Origin of the sequence: Actinoplanes palleronii (assembly GCF_016862315.1) — a bacterium.
Taxonomy (GTDB): domain Bacteria; phylum Actinomycetota; class Actinomycetes; order Mycobacteriales; family Micromonosporaceae; genus Actinoplanes; species Actinoplanes palleronii.
Window position 1 is genome coordinate 1 of sequence record NZ_BOMS01000141.1, and the last position, 19,905, is coordinate 19,905.

Consider the following 19,905-nt stretch of genomic DNA (forward strand, 5'->3'; position numbering starts at 1 on the left):
TCACCCCTGCGAGCCAGCCAAAGCCCGGGAGGCGCCGAGGTCAGTGCGCGCTCGACCCGGCCCAGAGGTTGATCCCGGACTCGGTCGCGTACTTGTCGATCTCGGCCAGCTCGTCGGCGGTGAACGTGGTGTTGTCCAGCGCCGCCAGGTTGTTCTCCAGCTGGGACACGCTGCTCGCGCCGAGCACCACCGAGGTGACCCGCGGGTCGCGGACCGACCAGGCGATCGCCAGCTGGGCCAGGCTCTGGCCACGCCGTTCGGCGATGCCGTTCAGCGCCCGGATCTTGCCGAGGTTCTCCTCGTTCAGCCAGTCCGGGGTGAGCGACTTGTGCTCGCCGGCCCGCGACCCCTCCGGGATGCCGTTCAGGTAGCGGTCGGTGAGCATGCCCTGCGCCAACGGGGAGAAACCGATGCAGCCGGCGCCCTCCCGCTCCAGCACGTCGAGCAGATCCTCCTCGATCCAGCGGTTCAACATCGAGTACGACGGCTGGTGGATCAGCAGCGGGGTGCCCAGGTCACGCAGGATCGCGGCGGCCTCGGCAGTCTTGGCCGGCGAGTACGACGAGATGCCGGCGTACAGCGCCTTGCCGGAGCGCACCGCGGTGTCCAGCGCGCCCATCGTCTCCTCGAGCGGGGTGTCCGGGTCGAAGCGGTGCGAGTAGAAGATGTCCACATAGTCCAGCCCCATCCGCTTCAGGGACTGGTCCAGGGACGCGGTCAGGTATTTACGGGAGCCGTGGTCGCCGTACGGGCCGGGCCACATGTCGTACCCGGCCTTCGTCGAGATGATCAGCTCGTCCCGGTGCGGGGCGAAATCCTCGGCGAACAGGCGACCGAAATTGATCTCGGCCGAGCCGTACGGCGGGCCGTAGTTGTTGGCCAGGTCGAAGTGCGTCACACCGAGGTCGAAGGCGCGGCGCAGCACGGCCCGCTGCGTCTCGATCGGCTTGTCGTCGCCGAAGTTGTGCCACAACCCCAGCGAGACGGCGGGCAGTTTCAGGCCGCTGCGTCCGACGCGGCGGTACGTCATGGCGTCGTACCGGCTCGGGGCGGCTGCGTAAGAGGTCACCGTTGATTCATATCCCACCCCGGGTGGTCCTACCCGCCGACCTCGGCGACTGCTCGCCTCGACGGCCCGGTCAGGGTGTAGGCGGCGAACCCGCCGAGCGCCAGCACCAGCGCCGTGACCAGGGCCGCGGTGTCCCCCGGCGCCTGGGACTGCCAGGTCAGTACCCGCCCGAGGGCACCCTCCCCCTGCGGGAACATCACGGCGAACAGCGTCCAGCCGAGTGGCAGGAACCAGGACCGGGCCGGGGTGAGCAGGGTGGCGCTCAGCGCGGTCATCCCGAGCAGCCCGGCCGCGTCGCGGACCACCACCCACGCCGGGCTGAACCGGGCCGGGGTGACCAGGGTGACCGCCAGCAGTCCCACCACGATCAGCAACACGGTCAGCAGGTGCCCGGCCCGCCGGACCGGCCACCGCAGGGCGGCGGTCCGGTCCAGCGCATAGTCCGGGCTGGTCAGGGTGGTGGTCAGCCCGGCCACCATCAGCAGGACGGTCAGCACGATCAGTTCCGGGGCCACCACGCCGTTCTGGGTGTTGCCCAGCGCCAGCAACCACATCAGCACCGCGCAGCCGGCCGCCAGCGACAGCGCCATCGGGGCCCGCCGCGAGCGCAGGTACAGCGTCAGCCACCTCACGTCGTGCACTTCAGCGCGTCGGCGCGGATCGCGAGCACCTTGGCCGTCGCCTGCTCCGCGGGCAGGGCACGCAGCTGCGCCCAGAGTGCCCGGGCCTCGGCGGCGCGCTCGGGGTCGTCGAACTCCGAGACGGCGGTCGGCGGCTCCTGCCCGACCAACCAGTACCCGGCCGCGCGCGCCTGGGCCCAGGACGGCCCCTCCTCGCACTCGTACGGGCCGGTGAACGCCGCGATCACCGTCTCCGGCACCACCGCGGACGGCTCGGCCAGGTGACCGCCGGCGCCGACCTCGACGCGCAGCAAGGCGGTGTCGGCGGTCTGCGGCGCCGGCACGAACGGCAGGTACGTGGTGTTGTCCTCGTGGACCCGGGTCGGCCCGCCCGGCAGCTTCGCCAGGACGGTCAGCGCCTCCCGGGCCGGGCCGACCAGCTCGGGCAGCAGCCCGGCGTGCACCCGGCTGACGCACACCCGCGGTTCGTCCTTCGCGCAGACCAGCGCCTTCGCGACCGGGTCGACCGAGTCGGTGACGATCCGGTTCTGGTGCGGCATGACCAGGATGGCCAGCGCGGCGCCCACCCCGAGCGGCAGCAGCGCCGCCACGCGGGTCCGCCAGGTGCCGGACGCGAACAGCATCGCGCCGGCGACCGCGAGCGCGGCCATCCAGATCGCCTGGGAGCCGCTGACCTGCCAGGGCACCGTCGCGTAGTCGTCCGGCATGTTCATCTCGTCGATCGGCGAGAAGACCATGGACAGCCAACCTCGGGGCCGGGTGGCCCAGGGCAGGCCCAGCAGCAGGCCGAGACCCGCCACGGCCAGGACCGGCGGGGTCACCGGGTGCGGCAGCAGGCGGCCGACCGCCAGACCGAGCCAGACCCCGGCGATCAGCGTCAGGCCGCCGACCGCGGCGACACCCAGGACCGCGGACGGCAGGTAGTCGGCGGTCCTGAAGATCGACACCCCGGCCGCGACGCCCACCAGCAGGTAGCCGGCGATCATGGCGAGGGCCATCGCGGTGATCGTCGGCACGGCCCGCCGCACCCGGGGCCGGGGCGTGCTGGCGAACAGCTCACCGACGTCCGACTTCTTCTCCCGGCGGCCCTGCCAGGCGCCGGCGGCCAGGGCCAGCGGCCAGAGCAGCACCAGGTACAACCGCTGGGTCATGGCCAGCTGCATCCACCCGACCGACCACTCCGACCCGGTCATCGAGCCGCTCGCGAGATACATCAGCGCGGCGCCGACCGCCAGCACGATCAGGGCCGATCCGAGGGCCGCCGACCGGCGCAGCTCGATACCCAGCACGCGGCTCATCGGGCGGCCTCCGCCCGGTGCCGGCGCAGCAGCGCGGAGTAACCCCGCTCGGCGGGACTGTCCCCGGCGTCGCCCTCGCCACCCTGGCCGATCAGCTCGTCCGGGGTGCCCTGGAAGACCAGCCGGCCCGCGTTGATCATCACGACGTCGGAGCACGCCGCCACCACGTCCTCGACCAGGTGCGTGGAGACCAGGACGCAGCTGTCGACGCCCAGGTCACGCAACAGCTCCCGGAAGTCGAGGCGCTGCTCCGGGTCGAGGCCGACGGTCGGTTCGTCGAGCAGCAGCACCGAGGGGTCGTTGACGATCGCCTGCGCGATGCCGGCCCGGCGCAGCATGCCGCCGGACAGCGTCTTCATCCGCGAGCCGGCCCGGTCGGCGAGACCGACCCGTTCGATCGCCCGCTGCACCGCGCCCGGCACCGACGGCCTCGGCATCTCCTTGAGCCAGGCCATGTACTCGACGAACTCCCGCACGGTGAACCGCGGGTAGAAGCCGAACTGCTGCGGCAGGTAGCCCAGCCCGCGGCGGACCCGGCGCAGGTCGGCGCGGCCGGCCACCGACTCGCCGAGCAGGGTCAGCGCCCCGCCGGCCGGTTCGATGACGGTGGCCAGCGCGCGCATCAGCGTGGTCTTGCCGGCGCCGTTCGGACCGAGCAGGCCGTGCACCCCCGTGCCCAGGGCCAGGTCGAGTCCGTCGACGGCCAGGTGCCGGCCGGCCCGCACGCGCAGGCCCTCGGCGTGCACCACCCACGGGTGGGTGGTGGGGGCCGTCTCGGCCGCGCTCACCGTACGCATAAATCGGTCTCCTTCGATTGATTGCGCCGACAGCTGTCGCGGGGAAGCGACAACCCGACGGCGCCGGGGAGGTTCAGGTGGCGCCGCCGTGAGGCGGCGCGAGAGAGCTCAGTGGTGGCTGGACAGCCGCCGGAAACGGTCGGACCGGATCAGGGCGAACCCCGCGGACACCGCGATGACCAGCAACCACAGCCCGGCGCTGCCCGCCTGGAGCACGCCCGGCAGGCGCAGATTGATCAGGGACGGCACTGCCACCGCGAGGCCCCATCCGGCCGCCAACCCGAGGGCCGCGCGGCGGACGCCGACGAAGACGCCGAGCGCGACGGTCACCGTGGTGAACGCCAGGCACGGCAGCAGTGCCAGGGCCAGCGACGCCCCGGTCCGGTCGCTGGCCAGCCCGAGCACCGGGATCACCACGGCCAGCACCGCAGCGGTACGCCGCAGCAGCAACGGCAGTCCGGCGGTCGGGGTGCCGGCGATCAGCTCCCAGGCCGGATCACTGCCCCGGCTCCACGCCACCGCCACACCGGGCAGCGGCGCGACCGGAGCCAGCAGCAGCACCAGCGACGGCAGGCTGGGCTGCAAGCCTTGGAGCAGCACCGCGCAGCCCAGTACCGCGATCGTCATGGTCAGCCACGGCACCAGCTGCCAGATCAGCCATCGGTGCCGGGCCGCCGACCAGGGCCGGCGGCGGGCCGGAGCGGGTCCGGTCGTGACGCCCTCGTCCACACCGGCCGCCACCCGCTCGAGCAGCGCCCGCAGGTCGTCCGGCACGTCCGTGGTCAGCAGCGCCCGGCAGTCCGCGCAGTCCTCGAGGTGCACCTCGACCGACCAGACCGTGGCCTCGTCGAGAGCCGGGTCGCCGTCGGCGTACCGGGTGATCCAGGTGGGGTTCGGGTGTCCGGTCATGACAGCGCCTCCCGCAGAGCGAGCCGGGCCCGCCGCGCCCGGGTTTTCACGGTGCCCTCGGGCACTCCCAGCAGCAGCGACGTCTCCCGGACCGAGAGACCGTCGAGGACCATGGCGCGGAGCACCTGGCGTACGTCGTCGGGCAGCGTGAGCAGCGCCTGCTCCAGGTCGTGCCCGACCCGGCCGGCCATCACCTCATCCTCGGCGGCCGGTGCGACCGTCGCGGCGAGTTGCACGGCCGGCAGGTCCTTCTGCCGGGCGCGCCGCCGGAACGCGTCGACGAGCCGGTTGGCCGCGATGGTCCACATCCAGCCGACCGCGCTGCCTGTGGTGGCCGACCCGGCGAAGTCGCCGGCCGCCCGCCACACCGCCAGATACGTCTCCTGCATCACGTCGGCGATCACGTCGTCGTCCGAGCAGCGCCGGCGCAGGCGGACGGCGAGCCACGGCGACGTGCGCCGATACAGCTCGTCGAACGCGTGCCGGTCACCGGCTGCGGTGCGGCGCACCAGCTCCGCCTCGTCCTGACTTGGTCTCACAACCAGCAAGACGACGGCAGATGACCTTCGGTTCTCCAGGAAGAGTGACGCGCGTCACAGAGTGGCTCTGCCGTACGTTGGGCGGTATGGCCTTCGACGAGGGACTCGCGGAACGGATCCGGGACGCGTTCGCGGACGCGGACGGCGTGACCGACAAGCGGATGTTCGGCGGGATCACCTTCATGGTGCACGGCAACATGGCCGTCGGCGTGATGGGCGACGACCTGATCGTGCGGCTCGGCGCGGAGGCCGGCGAGGCCGCGCTCACCGAGCCGGGCACCCGGGTCTTCGACTTCACCGGCCGTCCGATGAAGAACTGGATCGTGGTCGACGGCGACCGTCTCGACGACGAGGAGCTGGCCCGGTGGCTGCGAGCCGGCGTCGACTTCGCCAGCTCGCTGCCACCAAAATAAAGACCTTTTTAAACCACTTTTCGGTACGAGGTGAGCGTCGCGTCCAGGATCTCCCGTCCGGGACGCTCCCACAGCTCGGCGTTCATCACCTCGACCTCGATCGGCCCCGCATACCCGGCCTTCTCCACCGCGGCGTGGAACGCGGCCATGTCGATGCACCCGTCACCGGGCAGGCCACGGCCGGTCAGCACTCCCTGCGGCAGCGGGGTGACCCAGTCGGCCAGCTGGTAGATCGCGATCCGCTCGCCGGCCCGCGCGATCCGGTCCAGCACGGTGTCGTCCCACCACAGGTGGTACGTGTCGACGGTGACACCGACCTGCCCGACCGGGTGCTGCTCGGCGATCGCCATGGCCTGATCCCAGGTGCTGATCACGCAGCGGTCCGCGGCGTACATCGGGTGCAGCGGCTCGATCGCCAGGGTCACCCCGGCGGCGGCCGCGTGCGGCACCAGCTCGGCGATCGCGTCGGCGACGTGCTGCCGGGCGCCGGCCAGGTCCTTCGAACCGGCCGGGAGCCCGCCGGAGACCAGCACCAGCACCTTGGTGTCCAGGGCGGCGGCCTCGTCGATGGCCCGGCGGTTGTCGTCGAACCAGTCCGGCGCCTGGAAGAAGCCGCTGCGGCAGAGCGTGGTCACCGACAGGCCGGCGTCCCGGACCAGGGCGGCGGAACGCTCCAGGCCGTACTCGGTGACCGGCTCACGCCAGAGCGCGACCTGGCCGACGCCGGCCTCGACACAGCCGGCGACCAGGTCCGGCAGGTCCCACAGCTTGGCGGTGATCTGGTTGAAGGAGAAACGGCTCATCCGGCCATCACCTCGAAGAACCGGTTCGCCCGGTGGGCGGCCAGGTCCGGGTCAGGGAGCAGGCCGGCGGTGTCGGCGAGCTCGATCAGGGTGGCGAAGTGCGGCACCGAGCGACCCGACTGCAGGCCGCCGACCATGGTGAAGTGCCGCTGGTGACCGGTCAGCCAGGCGAGGAAGACGATGCCGGTCTTGTAGTAGAAGGTCGGCTTCTCGAAGATGTGCCGGGAGAGCGGGACGGTCGGCGCGAAGATCCGGTCGTACTCGGCCAGGTCACCGCGGTCCAGCGCGGCGAACGCGGCAGCGGCGGCCGGGGCGATCGCCGCGAAGATGCCGAGCAGCGCGTCCGAATAGCCCTGCTCGTCGCCGCGGATCAGGTCGGGATAGTTGAAGTCGTCACCGGTGTAGAGCCGGACGCCGGCCGGGAGCCTGCGGCGCAGGCGGATCTCGTGGTCCGCGTCGAGCAGCGAGACCTTGACGCCGTCGACCTTGGCCGCGTTGCTGTTGATCAGCTCGAGCAGGGTCTCGGTCGCCTTGTCCACGTCGGACGAACCCCAGTAGCCCTCGAGCGCCGGGTCGAACGCGGTGCCGAGCCAGTGCAGCACGACAGGTTTGTCGGACTTTTCCAGCAAGGGTCGGTAGATCGCCAGATAGTCGTCGGCGTCGCGGGCGGTGGCGGCCAGGTGGCGGCTGCACATCAGCACCGGGACCGCACCCGCGGTGAGCACGTCGCTCAACTGCTCGGCGTAGGCCCGGCCGACCTGCTCGAGGGTGGCCGCGCCGGGTGCCAGCTGGTCGGTGGCGACACCGGCCACGATGCGACCGCCCGCGGACCGGGCCTCGGCCGCGCTGCGCCGGATCAGTTCCTTGGTCGCGGCGTAGTCCAGGCCCATCCCGCGCTGCGCGGTGTCCATCGCCTCGGCGACACCGAGACCGTGCGACCACAGGTGATGGCGGAAGGCCAGCGTGGTCTCCCAGTCCAGGACCGCGGGCGCGCCCGGGGCGTTCTGCGCGCGCGGGTCGGCGACGACGTGCGCCGCCGCGTACGCAATCCGGTTTGTGGGTGGGTTTTTCGGTATTTCCCATGACTGCTGTCCGGAAAGGACCAGGTCGCGGCCGTCGGGGAGGTGCACCGTGGCCATGTCAGGCGTTCCCCAGCTCGATGCGTCGGCCCTCGCGCGCCGACTGCAGACCGGCCTCGGCCAGCCGCACCCCGCGGGCACCGGACGCGAAGTCCCAGTGGAACGCCTCGCCGGCCACCACGTGCCGGAGGAACGCCTCCCACTGGACCTTGAAGCCGTTGTCGAACTCGTCGTTGTCGGGCACCTCGGCCCACTGGTCCCGGAACGACGCGCCGGTCAACGGCAGATCCGGGTTCCAGACCGGCTTCGGCGTGGTGGCCCGGTGCTGGATCTTGCAGCCGCGCAGACCGGCCACGGCGCTGCCCAGCGTCCCGTCGACCTGGAACTCGACGAGCTCGTCCCGGTTCACCCGGACCGCCCACGACGAATTGATCTGGGCGACGATGCCACCCTCGAGTTCGAAGATCGCGTACGCGGCGTCGTCGGCGTCAGCGGTGTACTCCTCGCCGCGCTCGTCCACCCGGCGCTCCACGTGCGTGGCGATCGTGGTCTGCACCCCGCGGACCGCGCCGAACAGCTCCTCCAGCACGTAGTTCCAGTGCGGGAACATGTCCATCACGATGCCGCCGCCGTCGGCCAGCCGGTAGTTCCAGCTCGGCCGCTGGGCGACCTGCCAGTCCCCCTCGAAGACCCAGTAGCCGAACTCGCCGCGCACCGACAGGATCCGGCCGAAGAACCCGCCGTCGATCAGCCGCTTCAGCTTGCGGAGTCCGGGCAGGAAGAGCTTGTCCTGCACGACACCGCTGCGGATCCCGGCCGCGCCGGCCAGCTCGGCCAGCTCCTCGGCGGCCGCCGAACTCTCCGCGAGCGGCTTCTCCGTGTAGACGTGCTTGCCGGCGCCGATCGCCTGCCGGATCGCCTTCTCCCGCTGCTGGGTCACCTGCGCGTCGAAATAGATCTCCACGTCCGGCCGGGCCAGCGCGGCGTCCAGGTCGGTGGTCCACTCGGTGAGGCCGTGCCGCGCGGCGATCGCGGCGAGCTTGTCCGGGTCGCGGCCGACCAGGATCGGCTCGGGCCAGATGTGGCCGCCGCCGGGCAGGGCCACGCCGCCCTGCTCACGGATGGCCAGCAGGGAACGGACCAGGTGCTGCCGATACCCCATCCGGCCGGTCACTCCGTTGAGCACAATGCCGATCGATCTGCGCGCTGCCATGTGCGGTTACCTCCGGGTGCTTTGGGAAAGCGCTTTCCTGCTGCTGGCAGCGTAGGACGCTGATCGGCCCGGAACAAGAGTCAATTCACACACCGCCGAACCACCCCCGCGAGCCTGCCCACAAACCCCCTGCGTGGGGCTTTTAGCGCAAACCCAACCGCAACTCCCCACACAAGCCGCGCCCGACACTTGCGTGGGGACTTTCGGTGCGGAGCGAACCCCAACTCCCCACACAAGCCGCGCCCGACACTTGCGTGGGGACTTTCGGCGCGGAGCCGACCGCAACTCCCCACGCAGGCGGCACCCGACAGCAGCGTGGGGACTTTCGGTGCGGAGCGGACCGCAACTCTCCACGCAGGCGGCGGCCGACGGGGTGGGAAAGGGCGAATCCCGCGCTCGGTGGGGAGCGCGGGATTCGTTGGGCGGTGCTAAGGGGTCAGCGTTCGCAGTTGACGGCCACGTCCGGGGCGTAGGGGTGGCACTCGTCGCCGGCCACGCCGTTCGCGCCGCCGTCAAGGTGGTCCGCGGCGGCCCGGTCCTCGTAGCCGAAGAGCTGGTCGTCGCCGGCGTCGCCGTACAGGTAGTCGCGGCCCTCGCCGCCCTCCACCAGGTCGTTGCCGCCGCCGCCGTGCAGGATGTCGTCGCCGGGGCCGCCCTGGAGCTGGCCGGCGCTGTTGTTGCCGGTCAGACGGTCGTTGCCGGTGCCACCGATCAGGGTCTCGACGTCGGTGCCCACGTTGTCGTGCTCGCCGGACTGGCCGTCGTCGCCAACTCCGTCGGCGTCCGCCCAGACCGCCCGGGTCCGGCCGTAGTACGACACCGCGTCGGTGCCGGCGCCGCCGAGCAGGACGTCGGCGTAGACGGCCGTGGAGGCGTCGTCGCCGTCCAGCCCGTCGTTGCCGGGGCCACCGTCGAGCCGGTCCTTGCCCCGGCCACCGGAGAGGCCGTCCTGGCCGTAACCGCCGTACAGCTTGTCGTTGCCGTCGACGCCCTCGAGCGAGTCGTTGCCGTTGCCGCCGTAGAGGGTGTCGTTGCCGGCCCAGCCGACCAGGGTGTCGTTGCCGTCACCGCCGGAGAGCGCGTCGTTGCCGGTGTCGGCGTCGAGGTGGTCGTTGCCGCCCATGCCGTAGAGCCGGTCGGCGCCGGACATCCCCCGCAGGGTGTCACCGCGCGAGCCGCCGACGAGTTTGTCGTTGCCCGAGCCGCCCTCGGCGGTCATCGGCAGACCGGAGTTGTTCACCACCGAGTCGTTGCCGTCGTAGAGCCAGATGTTGACCCGGGTCGGGCCCTTGCCGGTGCAACGGACCTTGGTCTTGTCACCCTTGACCGCTTTGCAGCCCTTGCCGGCCTTGACCGCGACCCGATCGTCGACGGTCACGGTGTTGCCGCTGCGGGTGATCACCACGCGGTTGGTCTGGCTGCTGCCGGCCACGTAGCGGAACTTGGTGCCGGAAATCGAGGCGACGCCGGCGGTGGCGGCCTGCGCGGGCGCGGCGAACGCGCCGATCGAAACAGTTGCGAGAAGAGCCGCGCCGAGACGGGCGGGCAGAAGAGAGTGAAGCACGTGGATCCTCCCCAAGGATCCGGGCGGCATCCATGCCGCACGGCGGCGTGATCATATCTTGGGTACGCCGTCCGTCAGCACCCCGGAAAAGTCAACGCGGGGGCCAACGGACCCCCGCGTTGACTCAGCGTTCGCAGTTGACCGCGATGTCCAGAGTGTCCGGCTGGCACTCGTCGCCGGAGGCGCCGTTCGCGCCGCCGTCGAGCAGGTGGCCCGCGGCGGTGCCGCGCGCCTCGACCGCGTCCAGGACCAGTTCGAGGGCCAGCTCGAACTGGTCCTCCCGGTCGACCTCGCTCAGGTGTTCGGCCACCCCGCGGATGTGCGGGTACCTGTCGGCGGGCAGCACCACGTACTCCCGGTCCCAGGCCAGGCCGTCCTGGCGCATCACGTCCAGCCCGACCGCGTGCACGTTCGCCTCGAAGGCCGTCCAGGCCAGCACGGTGTCGGCGACCACCCGGTACATGCTGGCCGCCGCCCGCCCGCTCAGCCCGGCCTGCTCCATCGCCCCGATGATCAGCTCCACGGTGCGGAACTCGGCCTCCTGGCGCAGCGTCCGGGTGGCCACCAGGGCCGCGACCCGGGGATGCGCGACGAACGCCCGGCGGGTGGCCCGGGACAGCGACATGATCCGCTCGCGCCAGCTCGGCTCGTCGTGGTCGACCTCAGCGAGGGCGTTCTCCAGCAGTTGCGCGCCGATCGCCAGCAGCAGCTCGTCCTTGTCCCGGAAGTGCCGCAGCACCGCGGTCGGCGCCACCCCTAGCGCCGGCCCGAGCCGCCGGAACGTCAGCGCGTCGGAACCCTCCGCCTCGGCCACCTCCATCGCCACCCGCACGATCTCGGCCCGGCTCAGCGTGCCCCGCTCCCTCTTCGCCATGACCACATCCTAGTGAAACAACGTTGTGAACACCGTTGACATCAGTGTTCAAATGTCGTTGCATCTGTGGCCAGGGCCACTCTGAGGAGCGCACGGATGAACACAGCCATGCCGAAGTCGCTCGGCGTCGTGGACGGCGTTGTCATCGCCGCGTCCAGCACCGCCGCCACCACCAGCATCGCGATCGGCACCGGGGTGCTGGCCGCGACCGTCGGTCACCAGGTGCCGATCCTGCTGATCCTGGCGTTCCTGCCGATGCTCGGCATCGCCGGCGCCTACGCCCGCCTGAACCGCTCCGAACCGAACTGCGGCGCCGGATACACCTGGGTGGGCAGCACGCTCGGCCCGTGGCTGGGCTTCCTGGCCGGCTGGATCCCGATCGCCGGCACGGTGATCTTCCTGGCCTACACCACGGCGATCTGCGGCTCGCTGCTCATCCAGACCGCCGACAAGCTCGGCCTGCACGGCCTCGACCCGAACTCGACCGCCCAGTGCACCCTGGTCGGCCTGGTCATCCTGGTCGCGGTGACCTGGACCGCGATCCGCGGGGTCAGCCACGCCGCGAACTTCCAGAAGTACCTGCTGATCTTCGAGTACGCGGTCCTGATCGTCTTCTGCGGCTGGGGCATGATCGTCGGCGACCAGCCGTTCTCGCTCTCCGGGCTGAACCCGTTCGCCTTCGACTCGGTCACCTCGCTGGCACAGGGCCTGGTCCTGGCGGTCTTCTTCTACTGGGGCTGGGACGCGGCGTTCAGCGTCACCGAGGAGACCCGCAACCCGGAGGACGCGGCCCGCGGCGGCTACATCGCGCTCTTCACCATGCTCGGCCTCTTCGTGCTCGGCTCGATCGCGTTCCAGCGGGTGCTGCCGGTCGGCAAGCTGGCCGAGAACGGCGCGCAGGGGCTCAGCTACTACGCCGCGAAGCTGGTCGGCGAGCCGTGGGCGTCGCTGCCGCTGCTGGCCCTGATGTTCTCGGCGATCGCGTCGGTGCAGTCCGGGGTGATCCCGACCGCCCGGCTGACCCTGGCGATGAGCCGGGACCGGACGCTCGGCCCGGCCTGGGCACGGCTCAACCCGCGTGGCGCCCCGGCCGCCGGCACCGTCGCGATCGCGGTGATCGCCGGGTTCGTCGCCCTGCTGGAGTTCGCCATTCCCACCCTCAACCAGGCGATCCTCGCCGCGGTCAACACCATCGGCCTGCTCGTGGCGATCTATTACGGACTGACCGCTGTCGCCTCCGCGGTCCGCTTCCGCGGACTCCTGCGGACGAACCCCGCCGAAGGCTTGCGGGCCGTCGTGGTCCCGCTCCTTTCCGGTACGACGTTGCTCGCCCTCGGCGTCTACCTCGCCGGGTACTACGCGACACTCAGCGACGGGTTCGCCATCAGCGTCGACAACGGCTGGTTCAACCTGGCCGCGCCGGCACTCATCGTGCTGCTCGGCCTGGCCGCCGCCGCGGTCGCCAAGTGGCGCCGCCGTTCCCCCTATTTCGTCACCGCCGTCGCTGCCACTGCCGAGGAGACCGTATGACCACCGCTGACCTGCTCTTCACCGGTGGACCCGCGTTCACCGTCGACGCGGCCCGCACCCGGGCGACCGCGGTGGCCGTCAAGGACGGGCGGATCCTGGCGGTCGGTCACGACCTGGACGAGCTGCGCGGCCCGGGCACCGAGGTCGTCGACCTGGCCGGCCGGCTGCTGATCCCCGGTTTCCAGGACGCGCACGTGCACGCGGTCTTCGGCGGCGTCGAGATGGGCGAGTGCGACCTGACCGGCACCACCGACCTGAACGAATACCTGTCCCGGGTGGTCGCCTACGCCGCCGCGCACCCGGACCAGGAGTGGATCACCGGCAGTGGCTGGTCGATGGAGAGCTTCCCGGGCGGCGTGCCGACCAAGGAGCTGCTCGACCGGGTCGTCCCGGACCGGCCGGTCTACCTGACCAACCGCGACCACCACGGTGCCTGGGTCAACTCGGTCGCCCTGGAGCGGGCCGGCCTCACCCGGGACACCCCGGACCCGGCCGACGGGGTGATCAACCGGGACGCCTGCGGGCACCCGGCCGGCGCCCTGCAGGAGGGCGCGGTCACCCTGGTCAACCACCTGATCCCGAAGACCACCCCGGCCGAGCTGGTGGCCGGGCTGCGCCGGGCGCAGGACCTGCTGCACTCGCTGGGCATCACCGGCTGGCAGGACGCCATGCTGCGCGGCTCGAACGGCTACCCGGACCCGGCCGACGCCTACCTGACCGCGGCCCGCGAGGGCTGGCTCACCGCGTCGGTGACCGGGGCGCTCTGGTGGGACCGGGACCGCGGCGGCGAGCAGATCCCGGAGCTGGTCGCACATCGTGCGCAGCTCACCCACGGCCGGCTGAGCTGCTCGACCGTGAAGATCATGCAGGACGGGGTGGCGGAGAACTTCACCGCCGCGATGACCGCGCCCTACCTGGACGCGTGCGGCTGCCCGACGCCGAACAGCGGCCTGAGCTTCGTCGAGCCGACCGCGCTGAACGGGTACGTCACCGAACTCGACGCGCTCGGCTTCCAGGTGCACTTCCACGCGCTCGGCGACCGGGCGGTCCGCGAGGCGCTGGACGCGATCGAGGCGGCCCGCGGCAAGAACGGGTTCCGGGACACCCGGCCGCATCTGGCCCACCTCCAGGTGGTGCACCCCGCCGACATCAACCGGTTCCGGCGGCTCGGCGCGACCGCGAACCTGCAGCCACTGTGGGCCGCGCACGAGCCGCAGATGGACGAACTGACCATTCCGTTCCTCGGGGCGGAGCGGGCCGGGTGGCAGTATCCGTTCGGTGACCTGCTGCGGGCCGGTGCGACCCTGGCGGCCGGCTCGGACTGGCCGGTGAGCAGCCCGAACCCGATCGAGGGCATCCACGTGGCGGTGAACCGGTCGGCGCCCGGCGAGGACGACGGGCGGGTGTTCCTGCCGGCGCAGCGGCTGGACCTCGGAACGGCGCTGGCGGCCTACACGGCGGGTAGCGCGTACGTGAATCACCGGGACGACAGCGGCAGTATCCGTACCGGAAACGTCGCGGACCTGGTGGTGCTGGACCGCGACCCGTTCGACGGCCCGGCCGCGGAGATTTCCGCGACGAAGGTCGCGATGACCTTCGTCGGCGGCACGGCGGTCTATCGGTCCTGAGCGGCCACGACGGCCAGGCACTCGCGGCAGATGTCCGGGCTGTTCCAGGTGGCGAAGATGTCCACCTCGGGCGGCTGGTCCGCCTCGTCCCAGTCCGCGAAGCCCATGACGGCGTAACGGCGGTACGGCAGCGGGGTGCCCGACACGGGCGCCCCGCACCGGGCCCGATCCGCCAGTTGCGATAAATGCCGCAATTCGTCGGCCACGCCACGGATCATCTCGTGGCTCTCCTGGACGCGCCACATCCAGTACGGCGAGAGCGGGCCGAGCACCATCGCCCGTCGCGGACAGTAAACGGCCGCCCAGTGATAGTCGTCCGGCGCGTGGCTGATCTCGACCGGGATCAGCTGATCAATCGGGGCGCGCGGCGCCTCGGGAAATCTCGGCAGCGGGTCACCACAGATTGACTCTCGGTAGTGTTCCACGTGAAACATCGCATGCAGCTCGGTCGACATCGACCCAGAGACAGTGCTGTATGCGGCATATCTCGCGGTGCCATCCGGGAAGCGGACAGTGGCCAACCAAGTACCCACAGCGACCCCCTCGGTCCCGTCACCCGAGACGCAGGCTAAACCGGCGAGGCAAAACCCGGCAGGATCAGGGTCATGCCTCTGCTCTTCTCGTACGGCACCCTGCAGGAGTCCGCGGTTCAGCGGGCCAACTTCGGACGGGAGCTGGAGGGCCGGGCCGACACGTTGCCCGGTTACGCGGTGCGACTCCTGGAGATCACCGACCCGGAGGTCATCGCGATCAGCGGCGAGACCCGTCACCCGATCGTCGTGGAGACCGGCGTCGAGCACGACCGGATCCCCGGCGCGGTCTACGAGGTCTCCGAGGACGAGCTGCTCGCCGCGGACAAGTACGAGGTGGCCGACTACCACCGGGTGCTGCTCTCGCTCAGCTCCGGCGTCCGCGCCTGGGTCTACGTGAGCGCCGCCGCCTACTGACCGCCCCCGGCTGGCCCTCAGGGGTGCCTCGGGGCCCACGAGACACCCCTAAAAACCAGCCGGCGAACCGCGAGCGGACCGCCGACGCTGCGACGGCTGGCTCTGAGGGGCGCCTCCGGACCCGCGAGACACCCCTGAGGACCAGCCGGGGGACCGCGAGCGGACCGCGGGCGTTGCGCGGAGCGGTCAGGCGGGTCACAAGCGGTCGGCGGCCGTGGTGAGGTTCGGGTAACTCGTTGACGTAGGTGGGGGTGACCGGGCGGTAATCCCCGCTTCCTACCGTGGCCATGCGAGGACGACCCCGGACGGAAGGACTCCCCCTGTGGCCGCCGATGTCACCCAGGTGCGCACCGTCTGCGGCTACTGCGGCGTCGGCTGCGGCATCGTGCTCGACGTGGCGAGCGACCCGGACGGGCGCCGCCGCGTCCTCAAGGCGACCGGCGACAAGGCGCATCCGGCCAACCGCGGCCGGCTCTGCACCAAGGGCGCCACCAGCGCCGAGCTGCTGCAGGCCGAGGGGCGGCTGGGCTACGCCCTGGTCCGGCCGGAGCGCGGCGCCGAGCCGCAGAAGCAGAACCTGGACGAGGCGATCGCGGAGACCGGGCGCCGGCTGCGGACGATCGTCGACGAGCACGGGCCGGACGCGTTCGCCATGTACGTCTCCGGCCAGATGACCCTGGAAGCCCAGTACCTGGCGAACAAGCTGGTCAAGGGCTACATCGGCACCAACAACATCGAGTCGAACTCGCGGCTCTGCATGGCCAGCGCGGGCACCGGCTACAAGCTGTCGCTGGGCGCCGACGGGCCGCCCGGGTCGTACGACGACCTGGACCACGCGGACGTCTTCTTCGTGATCGGCGCGAACATGGCGGACTGCCACCCGATCCTGTTCCTGCGGATGATGGAGCGGGTCAAGGCCGGCGCCAAGCTGATCGTGGTGGATCCGCGGCGCAGCGCCACCGCCGACAAGGCCGACCTGTTCCTGCAGATCCGGCCGGGCACCGACCTGGCACTGCTCAACGGCCTGCTGCACCTCGTCGAGAAGGACGAGGAGTTCATCACGGGGTACACCGAGGGCTGGGCCGCGATGCCGGAGCTGCTCGCGGACTACCCGCCGGACCGGGTGGCCGAGCTGACCGGGCTGGCAGAAGCGGACATCCGCACCGCCGCCGAGTGGATCAGCGACGCCCCGAACTGGGTCTCGCTGTGGACCATGGGGCTGAACCAGAGCACGCACGGCACCTGGAACACCAACGCGATCTGCAATCTGCACCTGGCGACCGGCGCGATCTGCCGCACCGGAAGTGGCCCGTTCTCGCTCACCGGGCAGCCGAACGCGATGGGCGGCCGGGAGATGGGCTACATGGGTCCGGGTCTGCCCGGGCAGCGATCGGTGCTGGTCCCGGCGGACCGCGAGTTCACCGAGCGGGTCTGGGACCTGCCCGGCGGCACCCTGCGCACCGACGTCGGCAAGGGCACCGTCGAGATGTTCGAGCAGATGGCCGCCGGACGGATCAAGGCCTGCTGGATCGTCTGCACCAACCCGGTCGCCTCGGTCGGCAACCGGAAGACGGTGATCGCCGGGTTGGAGGCCGCCGAGCTGGTGATCACCCAGGACGCGTTCGCGGAGACCGAGACGAACGCGTACGCCGACATCGCGCTGCCGGCCGCGATGTGGTCCGAAACGGACGGCATCATGATCAACTCTGAGCGCAGTCTGACCCTGGTCCACCCGGTGGTGGACGCGCCGGACGAGGCGTTGCCGGACTGGTTGCTGATCGCCCGGGTCGCGGCCGCAATGGGCTATGCCCAAGCCTTTTCGTACGGCAGCGCGTCCGAGATCCTCGACGAGATCAAGCAGTTCGCGAACCCGCAGACCGGTTATGACCTGCGCGGAGTGTCGTACGAAAGGCTCGAAGCGGGCCCGGTGCAGTGGCCGGCCGTGCCCGGTGGGCCGGACCGCAACCCGATTCGCTATCGCGCCGAAGGCGGTGGTTTCCGGTTCGCCACCGCGAGCGGCCGAGCGGTCTTCCATGCCCGCCCGCACCTGGACCCGGCCGAGCTGCCGGACGACGACTTCCCGTTCGTGCTGAACACCGGCCGGCTGCAGCACCAGTGGCACACGATGACCAAGACCGGCAAGGTCGCCAAGCTCAACAAGCTCAACCCCGGCCCGTTCGTGGAGATCAACCCGGCGGACGCGGCGGCGCTCGGGGTGGCCGAGAACGATCAGGTGGAGATCGCGTCGCGGCGGGGCCGGGCGGTGCTGCCCGCGGTGCTCACCGACCGGGTGCTGCCGGGGTCGTGCTTCGCGCCGTTCCACTGGAACGACCTGTTCGGCGAGTACGTCAGCGTCAACGCGGTGACCAGCGACGCGGTCGACCCGCTGAGCTTCCAGCCGGAACTGAAGATCTGCGCCGTCAATCTCTCCAAGGTCGCCGTCCCGGCGCCGGTCGCCACCTCGGGCACCACGATCCACGACCTGCTCGGCCTGGATCCGGTGCCGCCCGCGCTGACCGACCCGCAGCGCCGCTACCTGGCCGGGTTCATCGCCGGGCTGCCACCGGGCCTGGCCGGCGCGCCCACCCTGCCGGGGAACGCCCCCTTCGACCCGGACACCACGATGTGGGTGAACGGCCTGCTCGCCGGGGTCTTCACCACCGCGCCCGTGAAGGCCGTGGCCAGGCCGCAGCCGACCGGGCCACGGCTGCAGATCCTCTGGGCCTCACAGACCGGCAACGCGGAGGATTTCGCGCGCGGACTACAGAACCGCCTGGCCACGACCGGTCACCAGATCTCGGTACGCGGCATGGACGGCGCCGCACCCGACCTGCTCGACCCGGACGCCGACCTGCTCGTGGTGACCAGCACGTTCGGTGACGGCGACGCACCGGACAACGGCACCGCGTTCTGGCAGTCGCTGACCGGCGACGGCGCGCCCCGGCTGGACGGCCGCCGGTTCGCGGTGCTGGCCTTCGGCGATTCCAGTTACGACGACTTCTGCGGACACGGCCGCCGCCTCGACGAACGGCTCGCCGAACTGGGCGGCACCCGGCTCGCCCCGCGCGCCGACTGCGAGCCGGACTTCGAGGACACCGCCACCGACTGGCTGGAATCGGTCGTCTCGGCGCTGACCGCCCCGCCCCCGGTCGCACCGACCCGGGCCGCGCCGATGACCGCCCACCTGGTCGGCAACCAGCTGCTCAGCGAGCCCGGCTCGGCCAAGGAGGTCCGCCGGTTCACGTTCCACACCGGCGGGCGGCTGGACTACCGGGCCGGTGACGCGCTCGGCGTGTGGCCGGTCAACTGCCCGGACCTGGTCAGCGAGTGGCTGACCGTCACCGGCTTGGCCGCGGACGACGCCGTCGAGCTCGACCGGGTCGGCATGCTCCCGCTCGGCGAGGCGCTGTCCAAGCACCTGGACATCACCCGGATCACCAGCGACCTGCTCCGGTTCACCGCCGACCGCGGTGGGGACGCGCAGCTGCGCACGCTGTTGCGGCCGGACAACAAGGGTGAGCTGGCGAAGTGGTCCTGGGGGCGCCAAGCCGTCGACCTGATCGCCGAGCAGGGAGTGCGCGCGTCGGCGCAGGAGTGGGTCGGCGTGCTGAAGCGGTTGCAGCCCCGGCTGTATTCGATCAGCTCGACACCGCTCGTCGACCCGGATCAGGTGAGCCTGACCGTGTCGGTGGTGCGGTTCGACAGCCTGCTCGGGCGTACCCGGAAGGGTGTCTGCTCGACGCACCTGGCGGACGCCGAACCGGATCTCGAGGTGTCGTTGTTCGTGCAAAGGGCGCCGCACTTCCGGCCGCCGGCCGACCCGGCCACCGCGATGATCATGGTGGGGCCGGGCACCGGGGTGGCGCCGTTCCTCGGGTTCCTGCAGGAGCGGCAGGCGAGCGGCGCGTCCGGGGCGAACTGGCTGTTCTTCGGCGAGCAGCGCCAGGCGACCGATTTCTACTATGCCGAGGAGCTGGCGGCGCTGTCCGCGGCGGGCACGCTGACCCGCCTGGACCTGGCGTTCTCCCGGGATCAGCGGGCCAAGGTCTATGTCCAGGACCGGATGCGGGAGCACGGCGCGCAGGTGTGGGCCTGGCTGACCGGCGGCGCGCACTTCTACGTCTGCGGCGACGCCAGCCGGATGGCGAAGGACGTCGACGGCGCCCTGCACGAGATCGCGGTCAACCACGGCCGGCTGAGCCCGGAAGCGGCCACCGCGTACCTGAAGCAGCTCGCCGCCGAGAAGCGTTACGTGCGGGACGTGTACTGAGCGCGGTTCAGCGCCATCCCGGCCAGCCCGCAGCAGGCGGTCAGCCAGCTGAGCGGCAGCAGCAGGTAGACCGCGTCGCCGACGATTCCGGAGAGCAGACCGCTCAGGATCAGCAGGGCCGCGCCGATGAAGACGAGAGCGGCGACTGCCACCGTCCGATGCAGGGCGTGCGTAGGCATGGGAACTCCTGGGCTCGGCAGCGGGATGGGCTGGAAGCGTCCCCTATCCCCGCGAATCAGGACAACCGCCATCCGGGCTGAGTGAGCGCCCGTTACGACGTGACGGCCATCACAGTCATGTCAGGCAACGGATCTTGGCGGTCGGCGCCACC

Annotated in this window: 18 protein-coding genes; 5 read left to right on the plus strand and 13 right to left on the minus strand. The window is 71.3% G+C overall.

Annotation, left to right across the window (positions count from 1 at the left end; translation table 11 throughout):
• Window positions 1–40: 40 nt before the first annotated feature.
• The 6 genes from mgrA to Apa02nite_RS41815 form a co-directional block, all read right to left on the minus strand.
• The gene (gene mgrA / locus Apa02nite_RS41790; RefSeq protein WP_203830026.1) at window positions 41–1,069 is read right to left on the minus strand and encodes an L-glyceraldehyde 3-phosphate reductase; all 1,029 of its coding nucleotides are present in this window, start codon (window positions 1,067–1,069) and stop codon (window positions 41–43) included.
• A 29-nt stretch (window positions 1,070–1,098) separates the two neighbouring features.
• Window positions 1,099–1,701, minus strand: a complete 603-nt coding sequence (locus tag Apa02nite_RS41795; protein WP_203830027.1) for a hypothetical protein — start codon at window positions 1,699–1,701, stop codon at window positions 1,099–1,101.
• Entirely contained in the window at window positions 1,698–3,008 is a 1,311-nt protein-coding gene (locus Apa02nite_RS41800; RefSeq protein ID WP_203830028.1) for a hypothetical protein, read from the minus strand. The genes Apa02nite_RS41795 and Apa02nite_RS41800 overlap by 4 nt, the downstream gene beginning before the upstream one ends.
• Window positions 3,005–3,805 (minus strand): ABC transporter ATP-binding protein, encoded by an 801-nt coding sequence (locus Apa02nite_RS41805; protein ID WP_203830029.1) that lies wholly within the window; start codon window positions 3,803–3,805, stop codon window positions 3,005–3,007. Before Apa02nite_RS41805 ends, Apa02nite_RS41800 begins: the two co-directional genes overlap by 4 nt.
• A gap of 108 nt (window positions 3,806–3,913) precedes the next feature.
• Window positions 3,914–4,714: an anti-sigma factor family protein gene (locus tag Apa02nite_RS41810; RefSeq protein ID WP_067690691.1), complete on the minus strand. Its 801-nt coding sequence runs from the start codon at window positions 4,712–4,714 to the stop codon at window positions 3,914–3,916.
• The gene (locus Apa02nite_RS41815; RefSeq protein WP_067690688.1) at window positions 4,711–5,253 is read right to left on the minus strand and encodes an RNA polymerase sigma factor; all 543 of its coding nucleotides are present in this window, start codon (window positions 5,251–5,253) and stop codon (window positions 4,711–4,713) included. The genes Apa02nite_RS41810 and Apa02nite_RS41815 overlap by 4 nt, the downstream gene beginning before the upstream one ends.
• An 86-nt stretch (window positions 5,254–5,339) precedes the next feature.
• Here Apa02nite_RS41815 and Apa02nite_RS41820 point away from each other — a divergent pair, with 86 nt between their 5' ends.
• Window positions 5,340–5,666, plus strand: a complete 327-nt coding sequence (locus tag Apa02nite_RS41820) for a TfoX/Sxy family protein (protein WP_067690685.1) — start codon at window positions 5,340–5,342, stop codon at window positions 5,664–5,666.
• An 8-nt stretch (window positions 5,667–5,674) separates the two neighbouring features.
• On the opposite strand, the gene Apa02nite_RS41825 is transcribed toward Apa02nite_RS41820, so the two are convergent.
• The 5 genes from Apa02nite_RS41825 to Apa02nite_RS41845 all read right to left on the minus strand — a co-directional run bounded on the left by Apa02nite_RS41825 (window position 5,675) and on the right by Apa02nite_RS41845 (window position 11,199).
• Window positions 5,675–6,469 (minus strand): sugar phosphate isomerase/epimerase family protein, encoded by a 795-nt coding sequence (locus Apa02nite_RS41825; RefSeq protein WP_203830030.1) that lies wholly within the window; start codon window positions 6,467–6,469, stop codon window positions 5,675–5,677.
• Window positions 6,466–7,608, minus strand: coding sequence for a dihydrodipicolinate synthase family protein (locus Apa02nite_RS41830; RefSeq protein ID WP_203830031.1), 1,143 nt, complete (start codon window positions 7,606–7,608; stop codon window positions 6,466–6,468). Before Apa02nite_RS41830 ends, Apa02nite_RS41825 begins: the two co-directional genes overlap by 4 nt.
• Window position 7,609: 1 nt before the next feature.
• On the minus strand, window positions 7,610–8,761 hold the full coding sequence (locus Apa02nite_RS41835) for a Gfo/Idh/MocA family protein (RefSeq protein WP_067690677.1): 1,152 nt from the start codon (window positions 8,759–8,761) through the stop codon (window positions 7,610–7,612).
• Between the two features lie 436 nt (window positions 8,762–9,197).
• A complete protein-coding gene (locus tag Apa02nite_RS41840; RefSeq protein WP_203830032.1) occupies window positions 9,198–10,325 on the minus strand; it encodes a calcium-binding protein in 1,128 nt (375 codons plus the stop codon).
• 124 nt (window positions 10,326–10,449) lie between these two features.
• Window positions 10,450–11,199 carry a TetR/AcrR family transcriptional regulator gene (locus tag Apa02nite_RS41845; protein WP_203830033.1) on the minus strand — a complete coding sequence of 250 codons (750 nt, stop codon included), beginning with the start codon at window positions 11,197–11,199 and terminating at the stop codon, window positions 10,450–10,452.
• A 96-nt stretch (window positions 11,200–11,295) separates the two neighbouring features.
• Here Apa02nite_RS41845 and Apa02nite_RS41850 point away from each other — a divergent pair, with 96 nt between their 5' ends.
• Both Apa02nite_RS41850 and Apa02nite_RS41855 read left to right on the plus strand, forming a co-directional pair.
• Window positions 11,296–12,729, plus strand: a complete 1,434-nt coding sequence (locus tag Apa02nite_RS41850) for an APC family permease (RefSeq protein ID WP_203830034.1) — start codon at window positions 11,296–11,298, stop codon at window positions 12,727–12,729.
• Window positions 12,726–14,357, plus strand: a complete 1,632-nt coding sequence (locus tag Apa02nite_RS41855) for an amidohydrolase (protein WP_203830035.1) — start codon at window positions 12,726–12,728, stop codon at window positions 14,355–14,357. Before Apa02nite_RS41850 ends, Apa02nite_RS41855 begins: the two co-directional genes overlap by 4 nt.
• Here the strand turns inward: Apa02nite_RS41855 and Apa02nite_RS41860 are convergent.
• Window positions 14,345–14,812 carry a hypothetical protein gene (locus Apa02nite_RS41860; RefSeq protein ID WP_203830036.1) on the minus strand — a complete coding sequence of 156 codons (468 nt, stop codon included), beginning with the start codon at window positions 14,810–14,812 and terminating at the stop codon, window positions 14,345–14,347. The two genes, Apa02nite_RS41855 and Apa02nite_RS41860, sit on opposite strands and share 13 nt — an antisense overlap.
• Before the next feature lie 150 nt (window positions 14,813–14,962).
• On the opposite strand from Apa02nite_RS41860, the gene Apa02nite_RS41865 reads away from it, so the two are divergent.
• Both Apa02nite_RS41865 and Apa02nite_RS41870 read left to right on the plus strand, forming a co-directional pair.
• A complete protein-coding gene (locus Apa02nite_RS41865; protein WP_203830037.1) occupies window positions 14,963–15,304 on the plus strand; it encodes a gamma-glutamylcyclotransferase family protein in 342 nt (113 codons plus the stop codon).
• Window positions 15,305–15,626: 322 nt separating this feature from the next.
• Window positions 15,627–19,574 (plus strand): bifunctional nitrate reductase/sulfite reductase flavoprotein subunit alpha, encoded by a 3,948-nt coding sequence (locus tag Apa02nite_RS41870; RefSeq protein ID WP_203830038.1) that lies wholly within the window; start codon window positions 15,627–15,629, stop codon window positions 19,572–19,574.
• Here Apa02nite_RS41870 and Apa02nite_RS41875 read toward each other — a convergent pair.
• A complete protein-coding gene (locus Apa02nite_RS41875) occupies window positions 19,553–19,753 on the minus strand; it encodes a hypothetical protein (RefSeq protein ID WP_067690654.1) in 201 nt (66 codons plus the stop codon). The two genes, Apa02nite_RS41870 and Apa02nite_RS41875, sit on opposite strands and share 22 nt — an antisense overlap.
• Between the last annotated feature and the right edge of the window lie 152 nt (window positions 19,754–19,905).

Coding starts and splice junctions, on each gene's coding strand:
- Apa02nite_RS41835 (WP_067690677.1), bottom strand. CDS start 8,761: ATGGCAGCGCGCAGATCGATCGGCATTGTGCTCAACGGAGTGACCGGC.
- Apa02nite_RS41850 (WP_203830034.1), top strand. CDS start 11,296: ATGAACACAGCCATGCCGAAGTCGCTCGGCGTCGTGGACGGCGTTGTC.
- Apa02nite_RS41875 (WP_067690654.1), bottom strand. CDS start 19,753: ATGCCTACGCACGCCCTGCATCGGACGGTGGCAGTCGCCGCTCTCGTC.
- Apa02nite_RS41830 (WP_203830031.1), bottom strand. CDS start 7,608: ATGGCCACGGTGCACCTCCCCGACGGCCGCGACCTGGTCCTTTCCGGA.
- Apa02nite_RS41860 (WP_203830036.1), bottom strand. CDS start 14,812: ATGTCGACCGAGCTGCATGCGATGTTTCACGTGGAACACTACCGAGAG.
- Apa02nite_RS41865 (WP_203830037.1), top strand. CDS start 14,963: ATGCCTCTGCTCTTCTCGTACGGCACCCTGCAGGAGTCCGCGGTTCAG.
- Apa02nite_RS41810 (WP_067690691.1), bottom strand. CDS start 4,714: ATGACCGGACACCCGAACCCCACCTGGATCACCCGGTACGCCGACGGC.
- Apa02nite_RS41845 (WP_203830033.1), bottom strand. CDS start 11,199: ATGGCGAAGAGGGAGCGGGGCACGCTGAGCCGGGCCGAGATCGTGCGG.
- Apa02nite_RS41855 (WP_203830035.1), top strand. CDS start 12,726: ATGACCACCGCTGACCTGCTCTTCACCGGTGGACCCGCGTTCACCGTC.
- Apa02nite_RS41820 (WP_067690685.1), top strand. CDS start 5,340: ATGGCCTTCGACGAGGGACTCGCGGAACGGATCCGGGACGCGTTCGCG.
- Apa02nite_RS41805 (WP_203830029.1), bottom strand. CDS start 3,805: ATGCGTACGGTGAGCGCGGCCGAGACGGCCCCCACCACCCACCCGTGG.
- Apa02nite_RS41825 (WP_203830030.1), bottom strand. CDS start 6,469: ATGAGCCGTTTCTCCTTCAACCAGATCACCGCCAAGCTGTGGGACCTG.
- Apa02nite_RS41800 (WP_203830028.1), bottom strand. CDS start 3,008: ATGAGCCGCGTGCTGGGTATCGAGCTGCGCCGGTCGGCGGCCCTCGGA.